Source organism: Marinovum sp. PR37, from assembly GCF_028807375.1.
GTDB lineage: Bacteria > Pseudomonadota > Alphaproteobacteria > Rhodobacterales > Rhodobacteraceae > Marinovum > Marinovum algicola.
In genome coordinates, this window is sequence record NZ_JARAML010000013.1 from 99,164 (window position 1) to 116,728 (window position 17,565).

Here is a 17,565-nt window from a genome sequence, read left to right on the forward strand (position 1 = left end):
CTTAACTGTCTTTGGACCGCTCGACGCGATAGCCGAGCGGGAAGAGTTGCAGATCGAAACGGTGTCGGATGAAGCCCCAGACCCCCTGCGGCGCCTTCAACATCACCACGATGGCCACAAGGCCGAGAACCATCAGGTAAATGGTGCCCAGATCGGCCAGGGTTTCGCGCAGCAGGAAAAAGACGATGGTGCCGATGATCGGGCCCTCGATGGTGCCGATGCCGCCGATGACGACAATGAAGATGACAAAGGCGGTCCAGTCGTTGACGCTGAAGGCGGCATCGGGCGAGATCCGCAGCTTTTGCAGGAAGATCAGCGCCCCCACGATGGCGGTCAGGCCTGAGGTGACGACATAGACAAAGAACTTGGTGCGCCAGATGTCGATCCCGAGGGAGGCCGAGGCCAGTTCATTGTCGCGGATCGCGGTCAGCGCCAGCCCCTTGCGCGAGCGCAGCAGCAGGTAGACCGCCGTGACGACGATCAGCGCCGCGCCCAGAGCCAGCCAGTAAGACAGCGCCTCGCGCGCCGAACGGCCGTCAGCCATGGAACGCACGATATCGGTGGGCAGCGAGGTGCCCGATCCGCCGCCCAGCGCCGAGACCTGGGCAAAGACCAGCCGGAAAACCTCGGCCATGACCCAGGTGCCGATGGCGAAATAGGCGCCGCGCAGGCGAAAGATCAACGCCGCGACGGGGATCGAGATCAGCGCCCCAAGCAGACCCGCCAAGGCGATGGCCACCAGCGGCGGCAGGCCCGCAAAGATGGTCAGCGCAAACAGCATGTAGCCGCCGAAGCCCACGTAGGCCTGCTGCCCGACCGAAACCAGCCCGGCATAACCCGCCAGCAGGTTCCAGAGCGAGGCCAGCGCGAGGTAGAGGAAGATCTCGCCCATCAGCCGCAGGTCGGCCCGGCCCGCCCAATAGGGTGCGGCGATCAGGATCACCACGATCAGCGCGCCCAGAACGGCGGCCACTTTCGCAGCGTTGGAGGTACGGCTTATGCGAATGTCAGTGCTCATGCCGAGATCCTCGGGAACAGGCCGTTGGGACGCACGGCAAGGATGACGAGAAAGGCGATATGGCCCGCCAGAAGCTGCCAGCCCGGGTTGATCGTCGCGCCCACGGTCTGGGCCACGCCAAGGATGACACCGCCGACAAGCGTGCCCCAGAGGTTGCCCAGTCCGCCGATGATCACCGCTTCGAAGCCGAAGATCAGGCGCCCGCCGCCGACCGACGGGTCGAAACTGGTGCGGATGCCCAGCAGAATGCCGGCCACCGCCGTCACCGCCAGCGCCAGCGCCATGGCAAGGCCGAAGACATGGCGTTTGTTCAGCCCCATGAGTTGAGCGATGTCCTGATTGTCCGAGGTGGCGCGAAAGGCGCGGCCCAGTGGCGTGCGGTAGAAACACCATTGCAGCCCCGCGATCACCGCCACGGCAATGGCGAAGGTCAGGAGCGGCAGCACCCCCAGCGACAGCGGGCCAAGTGCCACCGAGGCGGTCTCGAGCGCGCCTGCGTCCATCTTCTGCGGGTCGGCGCTGTAGCCTTCCAACAAAGCGTTCTGGATGATGACCGACAGGCCGAACGTCACCAGCAAGGGTGGCAGGATGTCGTCGCCCAGCGTGTGGTTCAGCACCGCCCGTTGCAGCACATAGCCAATGCCTGCCATCGCCGGCACCACCACGATCAGCGCCACCAACGGATGCACCCCCAGCGCCACCGTCGTCGTCAGCCCGAGGTAGGCGGCCAGCACGATCAAGTCGCCATGGGCGATATTGACCAGCCGCATGACCCCGAAGATCAGGCTGAGCCCGGCGGCGAAGAGGGCATAAAGCCCGCCCAGAAGCGTGCCCTGAACCAGGGCGTTCACGAAATCCATGTCATTCCACTCCGAAATAGGCGCGCGCGATCTCGTCGCGCGAGACGGTGTCGGACCTGCCTTCGAGCGACACCCGGCCCTCTTGCAGGCAATAGACGCGGGACGAGACCGCCAGCGCCTTGGTGATGTCCTGCTCGACGATCACCGCCGACATGCCGCCGCCGACAATCCCCGGCAGCGCCTTGTAGATGTCGCGGATGATGACGGGCGCGAGGCCGAGGCTGATCTCGTCGAACATGATCAGATCCGGGTTCGACATCAGCGCGCGGCCGATGGCGACCATCTGCTGCTGACCGCCAGAGAGCGAGGTCGAGGCCTGCGCGCGCCGCTCTTCGAGGATCGGGAAAAGGTCGTAGACACGGCGCAGATTCCACGGCCCCTTGCGGTTCACCCGGCCGCCGATCATCAGGTTTTCCTCGACCGAGAGCGACGGGAAAAGCTGCCGGCCCTCGGGCACCATCGCCAGCCCCATCTGCGCCACCACGTCGGGGCGGGCATTGCCGATCTGTTGGCCGCGATAGGAGATTTGCGCCGCGTCATTCGCGATCAGCCCGGAGATCGAGCGCAGCATGGTTGTCTTGCCCGCGCCGTTTGCGCCGATGATGGCCAGAACCTCACCCTCATGCACGCTTAGTTCCACGCCATAGAGCGCCTGGAAATCGCCGTAGAAGGCATCGAGACCGTTCAGTTTGAGAATTGGGTCAGGCATCGGCTTCGATCCCCAGATAGATTTCCTGCACCTCGGGGCTGTCCATGATCGCCTTTGGCTCGCCCTCGGCGATCTTGCGGCCGAAATCGATCACGATCAGCCGTTCGACCACGGCCATCAGTGCATGCACCACATGTTCGATCCAGATGATCGAGACACCGCTGGCGTGGATCGACTTGATGGTGGCGATCAACGCGGTGCATTCCGCCTCGGTCAGCCCGCCGGCGATCTCGTCAAGGAGCAGGAGCCGTGGTTTCGCGCAGAGCGCGCGGGTCAGTTCGAGCCGCTTGCGGTTGAGCAACGTCAGCCCCCCGGCCCGGTCATTGGCCTTGTCCAGAAGCTCGGTCTGGTCGAGCACCTCGATGCAGAGCCGCTCGGCCTCGCGCCCCGCAAGCCCGGCCGATTGCGTCGCCGCCACCATGGCATTTTCGAACACCGTCATGTGGGTGAAGGGCTGTGGCACCTGAAAGCTGCGGGCAATGCCCGAGCGCGAGCGGCGGGCGGCGCCCAGCGCGGTGATGTCGTCGCCGGCAAAGGTGATGCGCCCGGCGTCCGGCTTCAAAGTGCCGGTGATCAGATTGAACATCGAAGTCTTGCCGGCCCCGTTCGGCCCCAGCACGCCCAGCGCCTCACCCTCTTCGAGCCCATAGCTCAGGTCGTCAGCGACGGTCACGGCGCCGAAGGCTTTCGACACGCCGTCGAGTTGCAATATCTGCGTCATCGGGGTCTCCCCTGCGCGGTGTCGGGCGGCGGGATGCCGCCGCCCCTTGGACTCAGAGCAGCTTCAGCTCGCCGGTCAGCGGGATATCCGGCGCGGCGGAATTGGCGACGATCTTGAGGTCGAAGCCCTCGCCTTCCTTCTGCCACTGGCCGGCAACCAGCGGCGTCTTGGTGACGTTGTTGATCGGGCCGTTCGACCAGTCGACCGGGCCGACGATGGTGTCGAGCCTGGTCTCGGGGATCGCGGCGGCGATGGCCTCGTAATCCTCGAGATCCGCAGCGCGACGCACGACATCCGCGACCACTTCGAACAGCGCGTGCTTGAAACCGATCGGCTGGGTCCAGGGCCGGCCCGAGGCTGCCGTGTATCCCTCGGCAAGCGCCTTGGCCGACGCGCCGGTCAGCGACGAGGCGAAGGGATGATCCGGCGACCACCAGACTTCGGAGGAAAGCCCGTCTCCCCGATCGCCCAGCGACTCTATGACCGAAGGGAAGAGCAGCGCCTTGCCGATGGTCACGACCTTGGGATTGAAGCCCTGCTGCGCCGCCTGCGCCCAGAAGGTGGCGAAATCGGGCGGGATCATGTTGCCGGTGACGATCTCGGCCCCCGCCTCCTTGAAAGCGTTGATGTAGTTCGAAAAATCATCGGTCAGCGGCTGGTAGCGGCCGGGATCGGTCAGGTCGTAGCCAGCGGCGGCCAGCGGTGTCGGCAGGCCCAGCTCGGGATGCCCCCAGGCATTGCCATCGGCATCGTTCGGGAACAGCCCGCCAACGACCTTCTGCACGCCCGACTGGTCCCACATGTCGAGGAAGGCGCCGATCACGTCCTCGAGCCCCCAGAAGAAATGATAGGTGTAATCGAACCCCTGCCCCGGCACGCCGTTGCGGCCAAAGAAATAGGGCTGCCAGGGGCAGTCGGTGGTGATGCAGGGCACCTCGTTGATCTCGGCCTGATCCGACACCGGGTTCACCGTGTCGGGCGTCGAGGCGGCGACGATGATGTCGACCTCGTCACCCAGGATCAGGTCGGCGGCCACTTCGGCGGCGCGGTTGGGATTGGACTGGCTGTCCTTCGAGATGATCTCGATGTTCCAGGTCTTGCCATTGTTCTCGATGCCGCCGGCAAAGGCGTCGGCCACGGCGGCCAGGACATAATCGTCGGCCTCGGCAAAGCCCGCCAGCGGGCCGGTGCGCGGGCTGACATGGCCGACTTTCAGCGTCGGGGTCTGGGCATAGGCGCGGGTGCCGCGCAGGATGGCCGGGGCCGCCAGAAGCGCCGTGCCCCCGGCCAGAAAGCCGCGTCGTGATGGTGTCTTGAACTTGTTCATTGGTTCCTCCCTTGCGCCGGTCTCCCACCGGCTTTTTGCTGACCTAGTCGAGAATGCCGTCGAGTTTCGTCAGGTGACGGCCCACCCGGGCGCGCGCCGCATCGGCCTCGGCCTCGGTCCATGTGCGGAACCCCTCGCCGCTTTTCATCCCGAGCTTTCCCTCCTGCACGAGTTGCCTGAGATAGGGCGACGGCCCCTGCCGGCTCTCCAGGTCGAAGAGCACGTTTTCATGAATATCGAGCGTCAGGTCGGTGCCCACCAGATCGGCGTTCTCCAGCGGGCCGAGCACGGCCAACCGCCGGCCGAAGCAGGATTTCACCACGGTATCCACCGCTTCCGCATCGCAGATGCCGCGTTCCACCAGGCTCACCGCCTCGCGCCAGAGCGCATGTTGCAGCCGGTTGCCGATAAAGCCCGGCACGTCCTTTTCCACCATCACCGGCGTCTTGCCGGCACTGGCCAGGAGCGCCATCATCCGGTCGGCGACGGCAGCGTCGGTCCACTCGGTCTTGATCACCTCGACCAGCGGGATCATGTGCGGCGGGTTCCACCAATGGGTGCCCAGCGCCCGTTCGCGCAGGTTCAGCCCTTCCATGATCCTGGTGATCTGAATCACCGAGGAATTCGACGCCAGCACCGCCTCCTTTGGGGCGTGCGCCTCGACCTCGGCGAAAATCTTGCGCTTCAGGTCGAGTTTCTCCGGCGCCGCCTCGAAGACGACATCCGCCTCTTTCACCGCCGCCCGCACCGAGGAACACAGCTCGATCATCTTCAGCGCGCGGGCGATCTCGTCTTCCGCGGCGCCCAGCGACTTGAGGCTGTCCGAAATCCGCTTTGGCGCGGATTTCAGCGTTTCTTCATGCGGGTCGGTGAGCGTCACGTATTGCCCGGCGCGCGCCAGGGTGAGCGCGATGCCATGGCCCATGAGCCCGGCACCGATGACGGCCATCTGTTGCTTCTTGGGAACCATCGCTCAGCCCGCCGTATAGCCGCCGTCGGCATAAAGGATATGCCCGGTGTAGAAATCTGACGCCTTGGAGGCGAGGAACAGCAGCGGCCCGGCCAGGTCTTCGGGCTCACCCAGCCGGCCCTTGGGCACGCGGGCGAGGAAGCCCTTGCGGACTTCCTTGGCCTTTTCGGTGTCCTCGAACATCCAGGCGGTAAGCGGCGAACGGAAGACGGTGGGCGCGATGGCGTTGACGGTGATGCCGGTCGGCCCAAGCTCGCAGCCCAGCGCCTTGGTGATGCCGTCGGTCGCGGCCTTCGAGGCGCAATAGGCGGTGTAACCGGCCGGATGGCCCAGCAGCCCGCGCGCCGACGACACCAGCACGATCTTGCCGCCCTGCCCCTGCGCCTTCATCTGCCCGGCGGCGGCGCGGGCCAGCAGCCAGCTTTGCGTGACATTGGCGTCCATCACGCTCTCGAAGGTCTCGGGCGCCATATCGTTGATCGGTGCGACCTTGTTCATGCCGGAGGCCACAACAAGGATGTCGAGCTGGCCAAAGGTGTTCACCGCCTCGTCAACGAGCGCCTGACAGGCACCCTCGTCGCTGGGCCGGGTATTGACCGCGCAGACCGCCGCCCCCAGCGCCCGGCACTCCTCGGCGATCGCGTCTAATGCCGCCTGGTTGCCGGCGGCCAGGACAAGGTTGCATCCGGCCCCGGCGAGGATGCGCGCGGCGACCATGCCGAAGGCGCCCGAGGCCCCGGTGATCAGCGCCACCTTGTCCTTGACGTCGAACATGGAAAGGGGGTTCGTCATCGCGTTCATTTCACACCTCCGGGGGGTAGGGAATGACAACCAGCATCTTGCAGGTGTCGTTGCTGCGGTTCTCGATCTTGCGGACTTCGCCCGGCGCGATGGTGCAGCTGTCCATCCGGCGCAGCACCGTCTCCTTGCCGTCGATGATCACCGTCATCTCGCCTTCGAGCAGCACGTAGACCTTCTCGAAGGGGGTGCTGTCGGGGCCGGCGCCGCCGCCCGGCAGGAACTGGCTGTAGCCGAGCCACTGGTTCTTCGGCCCACCCTCCTCAAAACCCTGAAGCCGCAGCCCGTGACAGCCGAAATGATTGGGCGCCTCGTAGGGCTGCGCATCCTTGAAACGTTTGATGTGCATGGCTTAGTTTCCTTCGCGGGGATCGATGACTTCGACGGTGTCACCAATCACGAATTGCATCAGGTCGACTCCGTCGATCATCGGACCGTCGTAGCCCGCCTTCGCTTCCGCCATGACGTCTCCGGCATCCGGGCGGCCGGGCCCCTGGCCGAGAAAGACGAAATGGGTGAAAGCGGCCATTTTCGGTCGGGTCCGAGTGAAGATCTTGGCGGCTTCGGTCGGGTCGGTGTGGTGGCCCATGATCACCTTGATCGGCGGGCGCTCGGCGATCTTGGGATCGGCCATCGCAACCTCATGCACCAGCAGATCGACGCCGGTGGCGTGTTCGACGACATTCTCGTTCGGCTTGGTGTCACCGCTGATGACGACGGCGCGGCCATCAAAGTCGATGCGATAGCCGTAGGACGGATCGAGATGCTCGCCGTGAAAATTGGCAAAGGCGGTGACCGTCACGCCGTTCTCCTCGAACACCGGGCCGTCCTCGGTGAATTCGGTCACGTCCCATTCGACGCCCTTCGGGTTCAGCCCGGCATCGGCGATGCGGATGCGGTGATCCTCGGCGTAGGCCAGCGTCAGCCCCTCAGTCAGCTGCCTGGTGCCGACCGGACCGGTGATGGTGCGCGGCTCCTCGCGGCGGCCCTGAGGCGGCAGCCAGGGTGTCAGCCAAAGATCGGGCAGGCCGATGGTATGATCGGAATGGAAATGCGTCAGGAAGATATGGTCGATCGCGGCAGGCACGATGTTCAGTTGGTCGATCCGCTGCATAGCGCCGCGGCCCGCATCGAACACCAGGTTGAGCCCACCCGCCTGAACCAGCGTGCTGCCGCCGAACCGGTCGATCCGCGGATCGGGCACGCCGGTGCCCAGCAGGGTCACCACGAAATCGCCCTGCGCCTCTTCTGCCGCCGCGGAGGCCCCGATCAGGCCGGCCAGCAACAGGCCCGCAAGTGTCTTCGCCTTGAACATCATCATGCCTCTCCTCCTTGGCACTCGGGAAAAGAGGCCGCCGGTTCCCCGGCGGCCAGTCAGGGAGCGTTCAGAATTCGGCGCCGTCGTCGATGCGGAAGCCCTGGGATTTGTCGATCATCGCCACCAGGCGGATGATGCAGCCGTCACCGCGATCCCAGTTCCACGGGAAGAAGGCGAAGGTGCAGCGCTTGCCGGTCACCGCGTCAAGGTCGCCGCCGACGTTCTCGATGCCGAGGATGCCGTTCTTGAACAGGATGTTGTGCACCGGCTCCCATTCGGGGAAATCGTCTTTCCAGTCGTTGCCGCCGGACCACTCGCGGTATTCCTCTTCCAGATGCGGCAGCAACGGGCCGTTGCGCTGCGGGCCGATCGCGGTGGCCAGCGGGTGGTCGTTGGCCTGGGTGTCGTGGCCCACGACCTTGACGCCCTTTTCCACCATCCATTCGGCGGCCGAAGACACCAGACCGGGGCAATAGGCAAAGTAATCGCCGTCCTCGTAATCATGATGCCAGCCGGTGTTGATGATCAGCACGTCGCCCTTGCGGATCGCATGGCCGCAGGCTTTCTCCAGATCCTCGCCGGTGATCGGCTCCCATTTCTTCTTGGGGATCGACACCACCAGGCCGGTGCCGAAGAAATGCGGCAGCGGCACCTCGTCGATGAAGGGCGTGCCCTGCACCACATGGGCCGGCGCGTCGATATGGGTGGTGGCATGCATCGTGGTCGTGATGCGCTGGCTCAACACGCCGGATTTCGCCATGTAGTGGATACGTTCGATCTTGGTATCCTGGAAATACGGCCAGTTGGGGTTCTGAAACCCGAAGCGGTGGCTGAGATTGTAGAACTCCAGCCCCATGTCGTTGTCGGTATTTGCCTGAAACTCGATTCCGCGGATCTCGACCATCGGATTCACCTTCTCTGTTCACCGGCGAGGGCCGGTGTCGGTTGGCTTAAAACTTTGCAGAGAGCTCCTCCCTCTGTCCCGAATTACGGTACGTATCGACCACGATGCGGTCAACAAAAAACCTACAATGCGGTTGACGTGCACCGCATTGCGATACATAAATTTATATCAGCACTGGGCGCGCACGCCGGAAGAATGCAAAGGGATCAGATGATACATGCTTGAAGAAAAAGACAAAAAAGACCGTTCCGGCATTCAGGTCATTGCCCGCGCGGCGGCCATACTGAGGGTTCTCAAAGAGGAACGTGGCGGACTCAGCCTGGGCCAGATCGCCACGCGGGTCGACCTGCCCCGCTCTACGGTACAGCGAATCACCGGCGCCCTGTCCGCAGAGCGGTTCATCATCCAGGACCCGAAAGGCGGCGGCATCCGGCTCGGGCCGGAGCTTGGCGCCTTTGCCGAAGCCGCGAACTTCAACATCGTCGAACGTTGCCGCGCGATCCTCAACGAGGTGACGCAGGCAACCGGCGAAACCACCGATCTCGCGGTGCTGCGCAACGGCAGCATGATCTTTCTCGATCAGGTGCCCGGCCTGCACCGGCTGCGCACGGTGTCCTCGGTGGGCGAGGTCTTTCCGCTGTCGACCACCGCCAACGGCCGCGCCTGCCTGGCGCTGATGACCGATGACGAGGCCTTGCGCCTGATCGAACAGGAAACCGCCCGCGCGCTGTCCGTCAGCGACCGCCAGGCGATGCTGCGCAAGCTCGCCGAGATCCGCGAAACCGGCCTGGCCTATGACATCGACGAGCACACACCTGGCATTTCTGCGGCGGGCTTTGCCTTTCGCGACCTCAGCGGCAATTATCACGCGATCTCGGTTCCGGTTCCGACCTTGCGCTTCGCGGCCGTCAGGCCGCAGCTGGACGCCGCGCTGCGCGACGCCCGCGACCGGGTGCAGAGCGAATTCCCGCTCGACCCCTAGATGCGATGTCTTGGACGATAGTTCCCCCGGGTCGAAGTCAGGCTCGGGCCAGGCGAGCGGCCCCGCGGTCCGCCCCCGGCGCAGCGCGGACCCGGTTCGCCCGCTGACCGTACCAGACCGAGCCAAGGACGATGACCGCGCCGGCGCCCTGCACCGGGGACAGCGACTGCCCCAGCCAGACCCAGCCGAGAATGACGGCGGTCACCGGGCTCATCATCCCCAGCATGGAAACCGCGCCGGGTTCGAGCCGGGCGACGCCCCTGAACCAGATCGCATATGTCGCCGCCGCGCCGATGAGGCCGAGCCAGGCAAGACCGGCAAGGTTGGTGACCGTCAGCGCCGGCAGAGGCGGCTCGACGATCAGCGCCAGCGGCAGAAGGATCAGACCGCCGGCGGTCAACTGCCAGGCGGTGAAGCTGAGGGCGGAAACCGGCGGCTGCCATTTCCGGCTGAGCACCGTGCCCGCCGCCATCGACGCGGCACCCCCCAGGCCGGCGGCAATGCCGATGGGGTCGAGCGCGGCCCCGGGGCCGATCAGCAGCAACGCCACCCCGGCGACACCGGCGGCGGCGGCGGCCACCGCGCCGGCCCGGATCGCGGTACCAAGCCAGCCACGGGCCATGAAGATGACCATCATCGCCTGGAGCGCGCCCAGGGTCGCGGCGACCCCACCGGGAAGCCGGTAGGCGGCGACGAACAACAGCACCCAGAACAGCGCGAAGTTGAAGCTTCCCAGCAGGAAGACGCGGCCAAGCCAGATGCGCGGTGGCAGGCACCGGGTCAGCGCCAGAAGCAGCAGCCCGGCCGGAAGCGCGCGCAGCGCGGCCAGCGTCACCGGATAGCCGGCCGGCAGCGCCTCGGTGGTGACAAGATAGGTGCTGCCCCAGACGGCAGGGGCCAGTGCCGTGATAAGGATATCGGTCGTGCGCGACATGATGATGTCTCCTGTTCGAGGTTTACCAAGGCCAGTGATGGGAAAAGCGCGGCCCTTCCGGCCCGGGCAAGAGGCCGAGGTCGCGCAACAGACAGGGCGGCACGCGACGCGGAGCGCGGCGGCGACGGCTCGGACGGGGCCGGAACAACGAAAGAAACATCTGCCCCCCTTTCACGCCGCAAGCCGCAGCGCCGCGCGCAGTTGGGCGCGCAGATCCTCGACCGGGCCATTGACCAGCCGGGCGCCGGTCTCACGGACCACAAGCGTCGGCACCGCGCGCACCTGAAGCCTGCGGGCCAGTTGCCGGTCTTTCTCTACCGCATGGCTGGTGGCCAGGTCTTCGAACGCCCCGGCAAAAGCCGCCGCATCGGAGCCGAGATCTCGGGCGGCCTGAAAGATGGTGGCGCGGTCCGCGACATTGCGGGCCTCGGTCAGATGCGCGAATTGCAGGCGGTCGAACATGTCCCAATGCGCGCCCTGCCCGCCGATCCGTTCGGCTGCCTTGCAGCCCTGCGCGGCGATCAGCCCGTGGGGATAGTCGAAGCGGGCCGCCCGCATGGCCGCGATATCGACCAGCTCGGGCCGGTCGCTGGCCTGCCGGCACAGCTCCCAATGGCCCAGGATGGTTTCGCGCGCGTCCTCGGGCGTGCCCCAGCGCGCCGCCATTTCCGCCCGGCTCGCCTGCAACACAAAGGTCCGGTGGCGGATATCCAGGTCGAACTCCGCCGCAAGCCCGCGCATCCGCGACGAGATGTTGAAACACCAGCAGCAGACGACGTCATGAAAGAAATCCACGGTCAGCGCAGCCATCACGCGGCCTCTTCGGCGAGGGCGGCCCCGGAAAGAAGCGTGGCGATCCGGGCGACATGGGCGCCCTGGAACCGCGCGCCGGCCAGATCGGTCTCGGAGGGCGTGCGGGCGCCATCCGCGCCGGCGATGGTGCCGGCCCCGTAAGGCGCGCCGCCGACGATCCCCTCGGCCGAGGTCTGGCCGGCAAAGGTATAGGGCATGCCCGCGATCAGCATGCCGAAGTGCTGAAGCGGAATCTGCGTCGAGAGCAACGTCGCCTCGTGCCCGCCATGCTGCGAGCCGGTCGAGGCGAAGACGGCGCCGACCTTGCCCACCAGCGCGTTGCGCGCCCAGAGCCCGCCGGCCTGATCGAGAAAGGATTTCATCTGCCCGGCCATCATGCCGAACAGCGTCGGCGTGCCGAAGATGATGGCGTCATAGGCTTCGAGATCAGCCGGCGCCGCCACCGGGGTGTCATCGGCGACAAAGCCGGCGGATCGGCGGATCTCCTCGGGCACGGTGTCGGGCACGCGGCGCAGATCGACCTGCACGCCGGGCTGGCTCCGGGCGCCTTCGGCCTCGGCCTGTGCCAACGCGCGGACATGGCCGTAGCTGGAGTAATAAAGAACAAGAACGCGGGTCATGGTATCCTCTCGGGGTTTGCGGTTTCGCTGTCCAAGAGAATGGCGCCGGCGGCGGACCGGAATAACCGGCGGGTTTTCACTTCATTCTTTACGCCGGCTGAAGAATGTCAGGCGGTCATGGCCGCGCGCAGGTGATCGAGAAAGGCGGTGACCTTGGCATCCATGCCCAGCCGCGAGCCGGTCACGGCAAAGACCTCCGGCGCCGGAAGCTCCCACTCCGGCAGCACCCGGACAAGCGCGCCGCGCGCCTCGGCCTCTTTCGAGACAAAATCCGGCAAGGTGCCAAGCCCCTGCCCGGCAATCAAGAGATCGCGCAGCACCAGGCTGTTGCCGACCCGGACAGGCGGATCAAGCTCGATCGTGCGATGGCCGGCGGGGCCGTGCAGCGACCAGGAGCTCAGGTGATCGGCCAGCAGAAAACCGACGACCCGGTGGCCGGCGATATCCTCGGGCGTCTCAGGGCGGCCGGCCTGGTCAAGATAGGCGGGCGCGGCAAAGATCCTCTGGCGGATGCTGCCGATCTTGCGCGCCAGCAAGGCCGAATCCGGCAGGACGGCGCGAATGCGGATCGACAGGTCGAAGCCGCCTTCGACCATGTCGACGATCCGGTCGTCCAGCGACAGCGTGACCCGAAGCTCGGGATAGGCCGCGAAAAACCCCGGCAGCATCGGCGCGATGACGGCCTGGCCGAATGAGCTGGAGGCATTGACCTTGAGGTGCCCGCGCACCGCCCCGGCGCCGGCGCGGATGCGGGCCTCGACCCCGGTCACCGCCTCGAGGATGCCGCTCGCCTCGTCGTAGTACAAGCGCCCCGCCTCGGTCAGCGACATCGACCGGGTTGTCCGGGTCAGAAGCGTGCTGCCGAGGCTTTCCTCCAGCAGCTTGATCTCGCGGCTCAGGAGCGCCGGCGAAACGCCGAGATCCTCGGCCGCGCATGCAAAGCTGCCGCGTTCAACAATGCGCCGGAAGGCGTGCATGACGGAAAGCTTGTCCATCTGTCGATTGGCTCCGCAAGGCCTGAAAACGTGCCCCCCGCGGCGCACGCCGGATGCCATAACACGGATTGCATCCGGCTGCGAAGGCCGGTCGCCGTGGCGATGCTCGCGCGGTCAGGACGTCCCCAGATCGTCGAGATAGATTCGCACCGCGCCCTGCACGTGGCGAAAGCGATCTCCGCCCAGATGCTTGCCGCCGAACCAACGGGTGACGACGATAATGTGGTTGTGCAGCCCCTCCCGCTCCAGCATCCGCAAGATGACCATGCCCGCCCCGGCCTCACCATCGTCGTTCTTGAGCGGCCCATCCTCGGTCAGAAGACCCCAGGTGTTATGCGTGGCCTTGGCGAATTTCTTGTTGCGGCACAGCGCCTTGATAAAGGCCTTGGCCTCCGCCGCCGAGGTACAGGGCCCGCCCGAGACCGCGTATTTCGATCCGCGGTCGGTGATGACATTCTCCAGGATACGCATGCCGCAGGCTTAGAGCCGCATCTCGCCGGCGGCAAGGCCCCGCCGGGGAGTGTGTCACCAGAGCGGCCGCCCCGAGCGCGGCGCCCGGCGCAGCCGCTGTGCCTCAGCCGGACGCCCCCGCCAGGGACAGCTGCGCCCGATAGGCTTGCAGCCGCGCATCGGCGTTTGTGTCGACCACAAGGGCGACCGCCAGCGCGGCGATGGTGGTAATCAGGCTCGCCCGCCAGATCGGCCCCGCGAGAAACGGGATCAAGACAGCACAGAGGGCGATGATCACCGGGAAGATGCGATAAACGGCGATGCGGTAGTCGTTCAGCACCTTGTCGGCCCGCGCGATCTCGGCGGTGAGAAAACCGGCAGGATCGGCGCTATAAGCCGCCGGAAATCCGGTCAACCGGGCCTGACTGAGAAAGAACAATCCAAGCCCGAGGATCAGGATCAATGTGCCGGCGATCAGCATGGGGATGACATAGGCCCGCGCCACATCGGTTCTGCCCATCTGCCAGAACCCCAGGCTGGCCAAAAGAAATGCCAGCGCGAAAAGGATGAAGACGTTGGAAGAGAGCATCTCGGCTCGCGTCCACTCCGTCGCTGTTTTCAAGATGTCCATGGTTCTGCCCTTCGTTTTAGGGATCGGCGCCACGCGGGTGTCACAACGCCCAGGTGAAACCGGTGTCCTGCTCGCTCCGCTCCCAGAGCTTGACCATTACTGCCTTGTCATGGGCGTGCGGCTCCAGCGTGCCTTGGCCGACCGGGCCCACGAATTCCATGCGACCGGTGGGGCCATAAAGCGCGCGCTGTTGCAGGCCGTCCTCAGTGGCACACATGATCTCCGGGTAGGCGCCCTTTTCGGCCGATTGCACCATCGGCGACAGCGACATCAGGCCAAAGATGATCCGGGTGGCCCAGCCGCCGCTGGTCGAGATCAGCGAGGTGCGGGACGAGCCGGGATGGCAGACATAGACCGCGACCTTTCGGCCGGCGGCCTGCGCCCGGTCCTGAAGCTCGTAGGCGAACATCATCTGCGCCAGCTTGCTCTGCGAATAGGCGGTGTTCGGGCCATAGCCCTTGTCCCAGTTCATGTCCTCGAAACGGATGGTCTTCAGCCCCATGTTGTAGCCGAGGCTCGCGACGACGACGATCCGGCCTTTCGACGCCTCGATGCGGTCGAAGAGCATGCCGCAAAGGGTGAAATGGCCGTAGTGATTGGTGCCGAGCTGGCTCTCGAAGCCGTCGGGCGTCAGCTTGCGGGTCGGCACCTGGGCGATGGCGGCGTTGCAGATCAGCGCGTCGATGCGCGGGGTGGTCCTCAGCACCTCTTCGGCGGCCATGCGGACAGAGGCCTGCTCGGCCAGGTCCATGCGGATGAAGCGCGCCGGGGCGTCGGCGCCGAATTCCTGCTTCAGCTCAGCCACGGCAGCGGCGGATTTCTCGGCGCTGCGGTTCAGCATCACCACCTCCGCGCCCTTGCCCAGCAGGATACGCGCCGCCTGAAAGCCGACGCCGGCGTTGGCGCCGGTGATGACATAGGTCTTGCCGCTGAGGTCGCCGAGGCGCTCGGGCGTCCAGCCCTCGGGGCCGAATTGAGTGTCTTTCATGGGGGTCATCCTTGGTGTGAGAGGCGCCCGGTGAAGGCCGGGCGCGCGATGTTTTTCGCTCAGCCGTCGAGCATGCCGAACAGGGTGTCGCCGCGTCTCCACGTCGGCAGGTAGCCCGGATATTCAGGCTTCAGCGCGCTTACCGTGTCGAGCCGTGCCATCTCCTCTTCGCTCAGCACGATGTTGGCGGCCCCGAGGTTGTCGACCAGCTGCGCCTCCTTGCGGGCGCCGACGATGACGCTGGTCACGCCGGGCTTGTGCAGCAGCCAGGCCAGCGCGATCTGCGCCACCGAGGCGGCCTTGGTTTCGGCGATGTCCGTCAGCACGTCGACGATGTCGAACCCCAGATCCTTGTCGATCGGCGGGTAGTCAAAGTTGGCCCGGCGCCCCGAAGCTTCGCTGTCACGGGTGTATTTCCCGCTCAGAAAGCCGCTGGCCAGCGGGCTCCAGATAAAGGTGCCGAGGCCGAGATCCATCGCCGCCGGAAGGATCTCGCGCTCCAGCTCGCGACCGACGAGGGAGTAGTAGGACTGGGCCGAACAGAACCGCTCGGTGCCCAGCAGCCGCGCCATGCCATCGGCCTTGGCGATCTGCCAGCCGGCAAAGTTCGACAGCCCGATGTAGCGCACCTTGCCCTGCCGGACGAGATCGTCGAGCGCGCGCAGCGTCTCTTCCAGCGGCGTGGTGATGTCGAAATTATGCACCTGGTAGAGATCGATGTAATCGGTGCCCAACCGTTTCAGGCTGGCCTCGACCTCGCGCATGATGGCCAGCCGGCTGGTGCCCAGATCGTTCGGCCCGGTGGTCATGGTGTTGTAGACCTTGGTGGCGATCAGCACGTCCTGCCGCCGCGCGCCGAGCGCCTTGCCCAGCATCTCTTCCGAGACGCCCGAGCTGTAAACATTGGCGGTGTCGAAGATGTTGATCCCCGCCTCGATCGACAGGTCGACCATGCGGGTGGCCAGATCCTGCCCGGTGGCGCCGATCAACCCGGCATAGCTGCCGCCCTCGGTGTCAAAGGTCATCGTCCCCAGTGTCAGCTCCGAGACGTAAAGGCCGGTCTGTCCGAGTTGCTTGTATTTCATCCTGGCTCCTTTCGCGCCGCGGCGCTTGCGTTAGTAAACCCTGGTGTTTACATATAAACGGCAGTGATACGTGTAAACCCTGATGTTTACATTTTTCGATCCAAGCCGGGCAAATGAGATGAAACTGACTGAAAAGAAACGAAAAGATATTCTCGATGCGGCGATTCAGGAGTTCCGGGAGCAGGGCTTTCCCGCCGCGCGGGTGAACCGAATCGCTGAACTGGCGGAAGTGTCGAAGCGCACGCTCTACAAGCATTTCGAAAGCAAGGAGGTGTTGTTTCAGGCCATCACCGACATCCTTCTCGACGAGATCGCGGCCGCACCGAGGCTGCGCTATCACCCGGAGGCGCCGCTGCGCGCGCAGCTGATCGCGGCGGTGGAGGATTACATCGCGCATCTGACCGGTGAGCATTACATGGGGCTGAACCGGCTGGTGCTGTCCGAGCTTCTGCGCGACCAGGAGCTGGCGCGCGCCTTCTTTGACAAGGCCGCCTTGCAGGACGGCCCGATCTCGGGGCTGATCGCAGAGGCCATGCAGGCGGGCGCCTTGCGGCAGGGCGAGCCCGGTTTCGCGGCCGGTCAGCTCCTGTCGATGGTCAAGCATTTCCTGGTCTGGCCGCAATTCCTGCTGGGAACGCAGGCCGGTGAAAACGCAGGCAGCGTCATAGCCGATTGTGTGGACATGTTCCTCGCCCATTATTCACCGGAAGGCTGACTGCGCTCTCGGCGGCGCAAGCCACTCGGCGCGTGACGCAGCGGCGTGGCCATGCGTGGCAACATGGGCTGCCAAGTAACCAAAAGCGTGCGCACCCTCTGAAAGAAGCCGATTCGGTTGCCTGCAACTTGCTGCTTTTATTTACTTAAATAGCGACCCTTTTTCGGGACAAGGAAAAGTGTGCGCACTGACATCAAAAGCATGCGCAGCGGGGCGGGATTTCGGTCAAAGAAAAAGGCCCGCCGAAACGAGCCTGATGTCATGTTGCTGATGCCGAGGTTTCAGTGCGACTGAGGAGCTCCATCATCCGGGCGTGATCGAACCCATCGCGATAATTCCTCAAGCTAAACGGGGAATATCCTGGAGGCGCGGAGTAAATCTGCGCGTAGGCATGTTCAAAATGATCTTTGGTGCAAACTTGATCCCCATTCAGCTGACCATGGGACAAGGCCTCAATCAGCATTTCGATAACCAGGCCCCATCGGTTGCAGCAGGCAAAGGCGAGCCGCTCCAAGAAGTCCTTGGTTCCAAGCGGTTCGAAATCCAGTCCGGCTTTCTCGGCGTAGGTGAACGTCAACTGAAGCATCTCATCGAGATCGCGTTGTTTTTCCATGTTGATGCTTTCGAAACGAACGGTCCTGAGGAGGAATGAAAGTTGCTCTTCCCGGGCAACCTCCTGGGCCATGACCTGCCACGGGATTTTTCCTCCACCGTTGATTAGAGTCCG

The 17,565-nt window shown here is 65.0% G+C and carries 20 protein-coding genes and 1 pseudogene; 2 read left to right on the forward strand and 19 right to left on the reverse strand.

What is annotated here, in order from left to right; genetic code table 11:
• Position 1: 1 nt before the first annotated feature.
• The 10 genes from PVW49_RS12710 to PVW49_RS12755 form a co-directional block, all read right to left on the reverse strand.
• On the reverse strand, positions 2–1,018 hold the full coding sequence (locus PVW49_RS12710) for a branched-chain amino acid ABC transporter permease (protein WP_048532568.1): 1,017 nt from the start codon (positions 1,016–1,018) through the stop codon (positions 2–4).
• On the reverse strand, positions 1,015–1,878 hold the full coding sequence (locus PVW49_RS12715) for a branched-chain amino acid ABC transporter permease (protein ID WP_048532569.1): 864 nt from the start codon (positions 1,876–1,878) through the stop codon (positions 1,015–1,017). Before PVW49_RS12715 ends, PVW49_RS12710 begins: the two co-directional genes overlap by 4 nt.
• 1 nt (position 1,879) lies before the next feature.
• A complete protein-coding gene (locus PVW49_RS12720) occupies positions 1,880–2,587 on the reverse strand; it encodes an ABC transporter ATP-binding protein (RefSeq protein WP_274590702.1) in 708 nt (235 codons plus the stop codon).
• On the reverse strand, positions 2,580–3,308 hold the full coding sequence (locus PVW49_RS12725; protein ID WP_274565925.1) for an ABC transporter ATP-binding protein: 729 nt from the start codon (positions 3,306–3,308) through the stop codon (positions 2,580–2,582). Before PVW49_RS12725 ends, PVW49_RS12720 begins: the two co-directional genes overlap by 8 nt.
• Before the next feature lie 52 nt (positions 3,309–3,360).
• Positions 3,361–4,635 carry an ABC transporter substrate-binding protein gene (locus PVW49_RS12730; RefSeq protein WP_074838890.1) on the reverse strand — a complete coding sequence of 425 codons (1,275 nt, stop codon included), beginning with the start codon at positions 4,633–4,635 and terminating at the stop codon, positions 3,361–3,363.
• 43 nt (positions 4,636–4,678) lie between these two features.
• Positions 4,679–5,584, reverse strand: a complete 906-nt coding sequence (locus PVW49_RS12735) for a 3-hydroxyacyl-CoA dehydrogenase family protein (RefSeq protein ID WP_274590703.1) — start codon at positions 5,582–5,584, stop codon at positions 4,679–4,681.
• 24 nt (positions 5,585–5,608) lie between these two features.
• Entirely contained in the window at positions 5,609–6,406 is a 798-nt protein-coding gene (locus PVW49_RS12740; protein WP_048532574.1) for an SDR family NAD(P)-dependent oxidoreductase, read from the reverse strand.
• 1 nt (position 6,407) lies between these two features.
• On the reverse strand, positions 6,408–6,752 hold the full coding sequence (locus PVW49_RS12745; protein WP_074838882.1) for a cupin domain-containing protein: 345 nt from the start codon (positions 6,750–6,752) through the stop codon (positions 6,408–6,410).
• Positions 6,753–6,755: 3 nt separating this feature from the next.
• On the reverse strand, positions 6,756–7,724 hold the full coding sequence (locus PVW49_RS12750; RefSeq protein ID WP_274590704.1) for an MBL fold metallo-hydrolase: 969 nt from the start codon (positions 7,722–7,724) through the stop codon (positions 6,756–6,758).
• 64 nt (positions 7,725–7,788) lie between these two features.
• On the reverse strand, positions 7,789–8,625 hold the full coding sequence (locus PVW49_RS12755) for a cyclase family protein (RefSeq protein WP_074838878.1): 837 nt from the start codon (positions 8,623–8,625) through the stop codon (positions 7,789–7,791).
• A gap of 217 nt (positions 8,626–8,842) precedes the next feature.
• Between PVW49_RS12755 and PVW49_RS12760 the strand changes: the two genes are divergently transcribed.
• Positions 8,843–9,607: an IclR family transcriptional regulator gene (locus PVW49_RS12760; RefSeq protein ID WP_274590705.1), complete on the forward strand. Its 765-nt coding sequence runs from the start codon at positions 8,843–8,845 to the stop codon at positions 9,605–9,607.
• Between the two features lie 37 nt (positions 9,608–9,644).
• Here the strand turns inward: PVW49_RS12760 and PVW49_RS12765 are convergent, their stop codons facing one another.
• The 8 genes from PVW49_RS12765 to PVW49_RS12800 all read right to left on the reverse strand — a co-directional run bounded on the left by PVW49_RS12765 (position 9,645) and on the right by PVW49_RS12800 (position 16,123).
• A complete protein-coding gene (locus PVW49_RS12765; RefSeq protein WP_074838875.1) occupies positions 9,645–10,541 on the reverse strand; it encodes an EamA family transporter in 897 nt (298 codons plus the stop codon).
• Between the two features lie 171 nt (positions 10,542–10,712).
• Entirely contained in the window at positions 10,713–11,351 is a 639-nt protein-coding gene (locus tag PVW49_RS12770; protein WP_274590706.1) for a DsbA family oxidoreductase, read from the reverse strand.
• Positions 11,351–11,974, reverse strand: coding sequence for an NAD(P)H:quinone oxidoreductase (wrbA, locus tag PVW49_RS12775; protein WP_074838869.1), 624 nt, complete (start codon positions 11,972–11,974; stop codon positions 11,351–11,353). The genes PVW49_RS12770 and wrbA overlap by 1 nt, the downstream gene beginning before the upstream one ends.
• Positions 11,975–12,081: 107 nt before the next feature.
• On the reverse strand, positions 12,082–12,969 hold the full coding sequence (locus PVW49_RS12780; protein WP_274590707.1) for a LysR family transcriptional regulator: 888 nt from the start codon (positions 12,967–12,969) through the stop codon (positions 12,082–12,084).
• Between the two features lie 114 nt (positions 12,970–13,083).
• Positions 13,084–13,440: a YigZ family protein gene (locus PVW49_RS12785; RefSeq protein ID WP_274590708.1), complete on the reverse strand. Its 357-nt coding sequence runs from the start codon at positions 13,438–13,440 to the stop codon at positions 13,084–13,086.
• 103 nt (positions 13,441–13,543) lie between these two features.
• On the reverse strand, positions 13,544–14,050 hold the full coding sequence (locus tag PVW49_RS12790; RefSeq protein WP_274590709.1) for a hypothetical protein: 507 nt from the start codon (positions 14,048–14,050) through the stop codon (positions 13,544–13,546).
• A 40-nt stretch (positions 14,051–14,090) separates the two neighbouring features.
• Positions 14,091–15,038 carry an SDR family oxidoreductase gene (locus tag PVW49_RS12795; RefSeq protein WP_274590710.1) on the reverse strand — a complete coding sequence of 316 codons (948 nt, stop codon included), beginning with the start codon at positions 15,036–15,038 and terminating at the stop codon, positions 14,091–14,093.
• A gap of 59 nt (positions 15,039–15,097) precedes the next feature.
• Positions 15,098–16,123 carry an aldo/keto reductase gene (locus PVW49_RS12800; RefSeq protein WP_274590711.1) on the reverse strand — a complete coding sequence of 342 codons (1,026 nt, stop codon included), beginning with the start codon at positions 16,121–16,123 and terminating at the stop codon, positions 15,098–15,100.
• A 118-nt stretch (positions 16,124–16,241) separates the two neighbouring features.
• Here PVW49_RS12800 and PVW49_RS12805 point away from each other — a divergent pair, with 118 nt between their 5' ends.
• Positions 16,242–16,838 (forward strand): TetR/AcrR family transcriptional regulator, encoded by a 597-nt coding sequence (locus PVW49_RS12805; RefSeq protein WP_274590712.1) that lies wholly within the window; start codon positions 16,242–16,244, stop codon positions 16,836–16,838.
• Between the two features lie 259 nt (positions 16,839–17,097).
• Here PVW49_RS12805 and PVW49_RS12810 read toward each other — a convergent pair.
• A pseudogene (locus PVW49_RS12810) lies at positions 17,098–17,565 on the reverse strand (hypothetical protein); the annotation flags it as partial.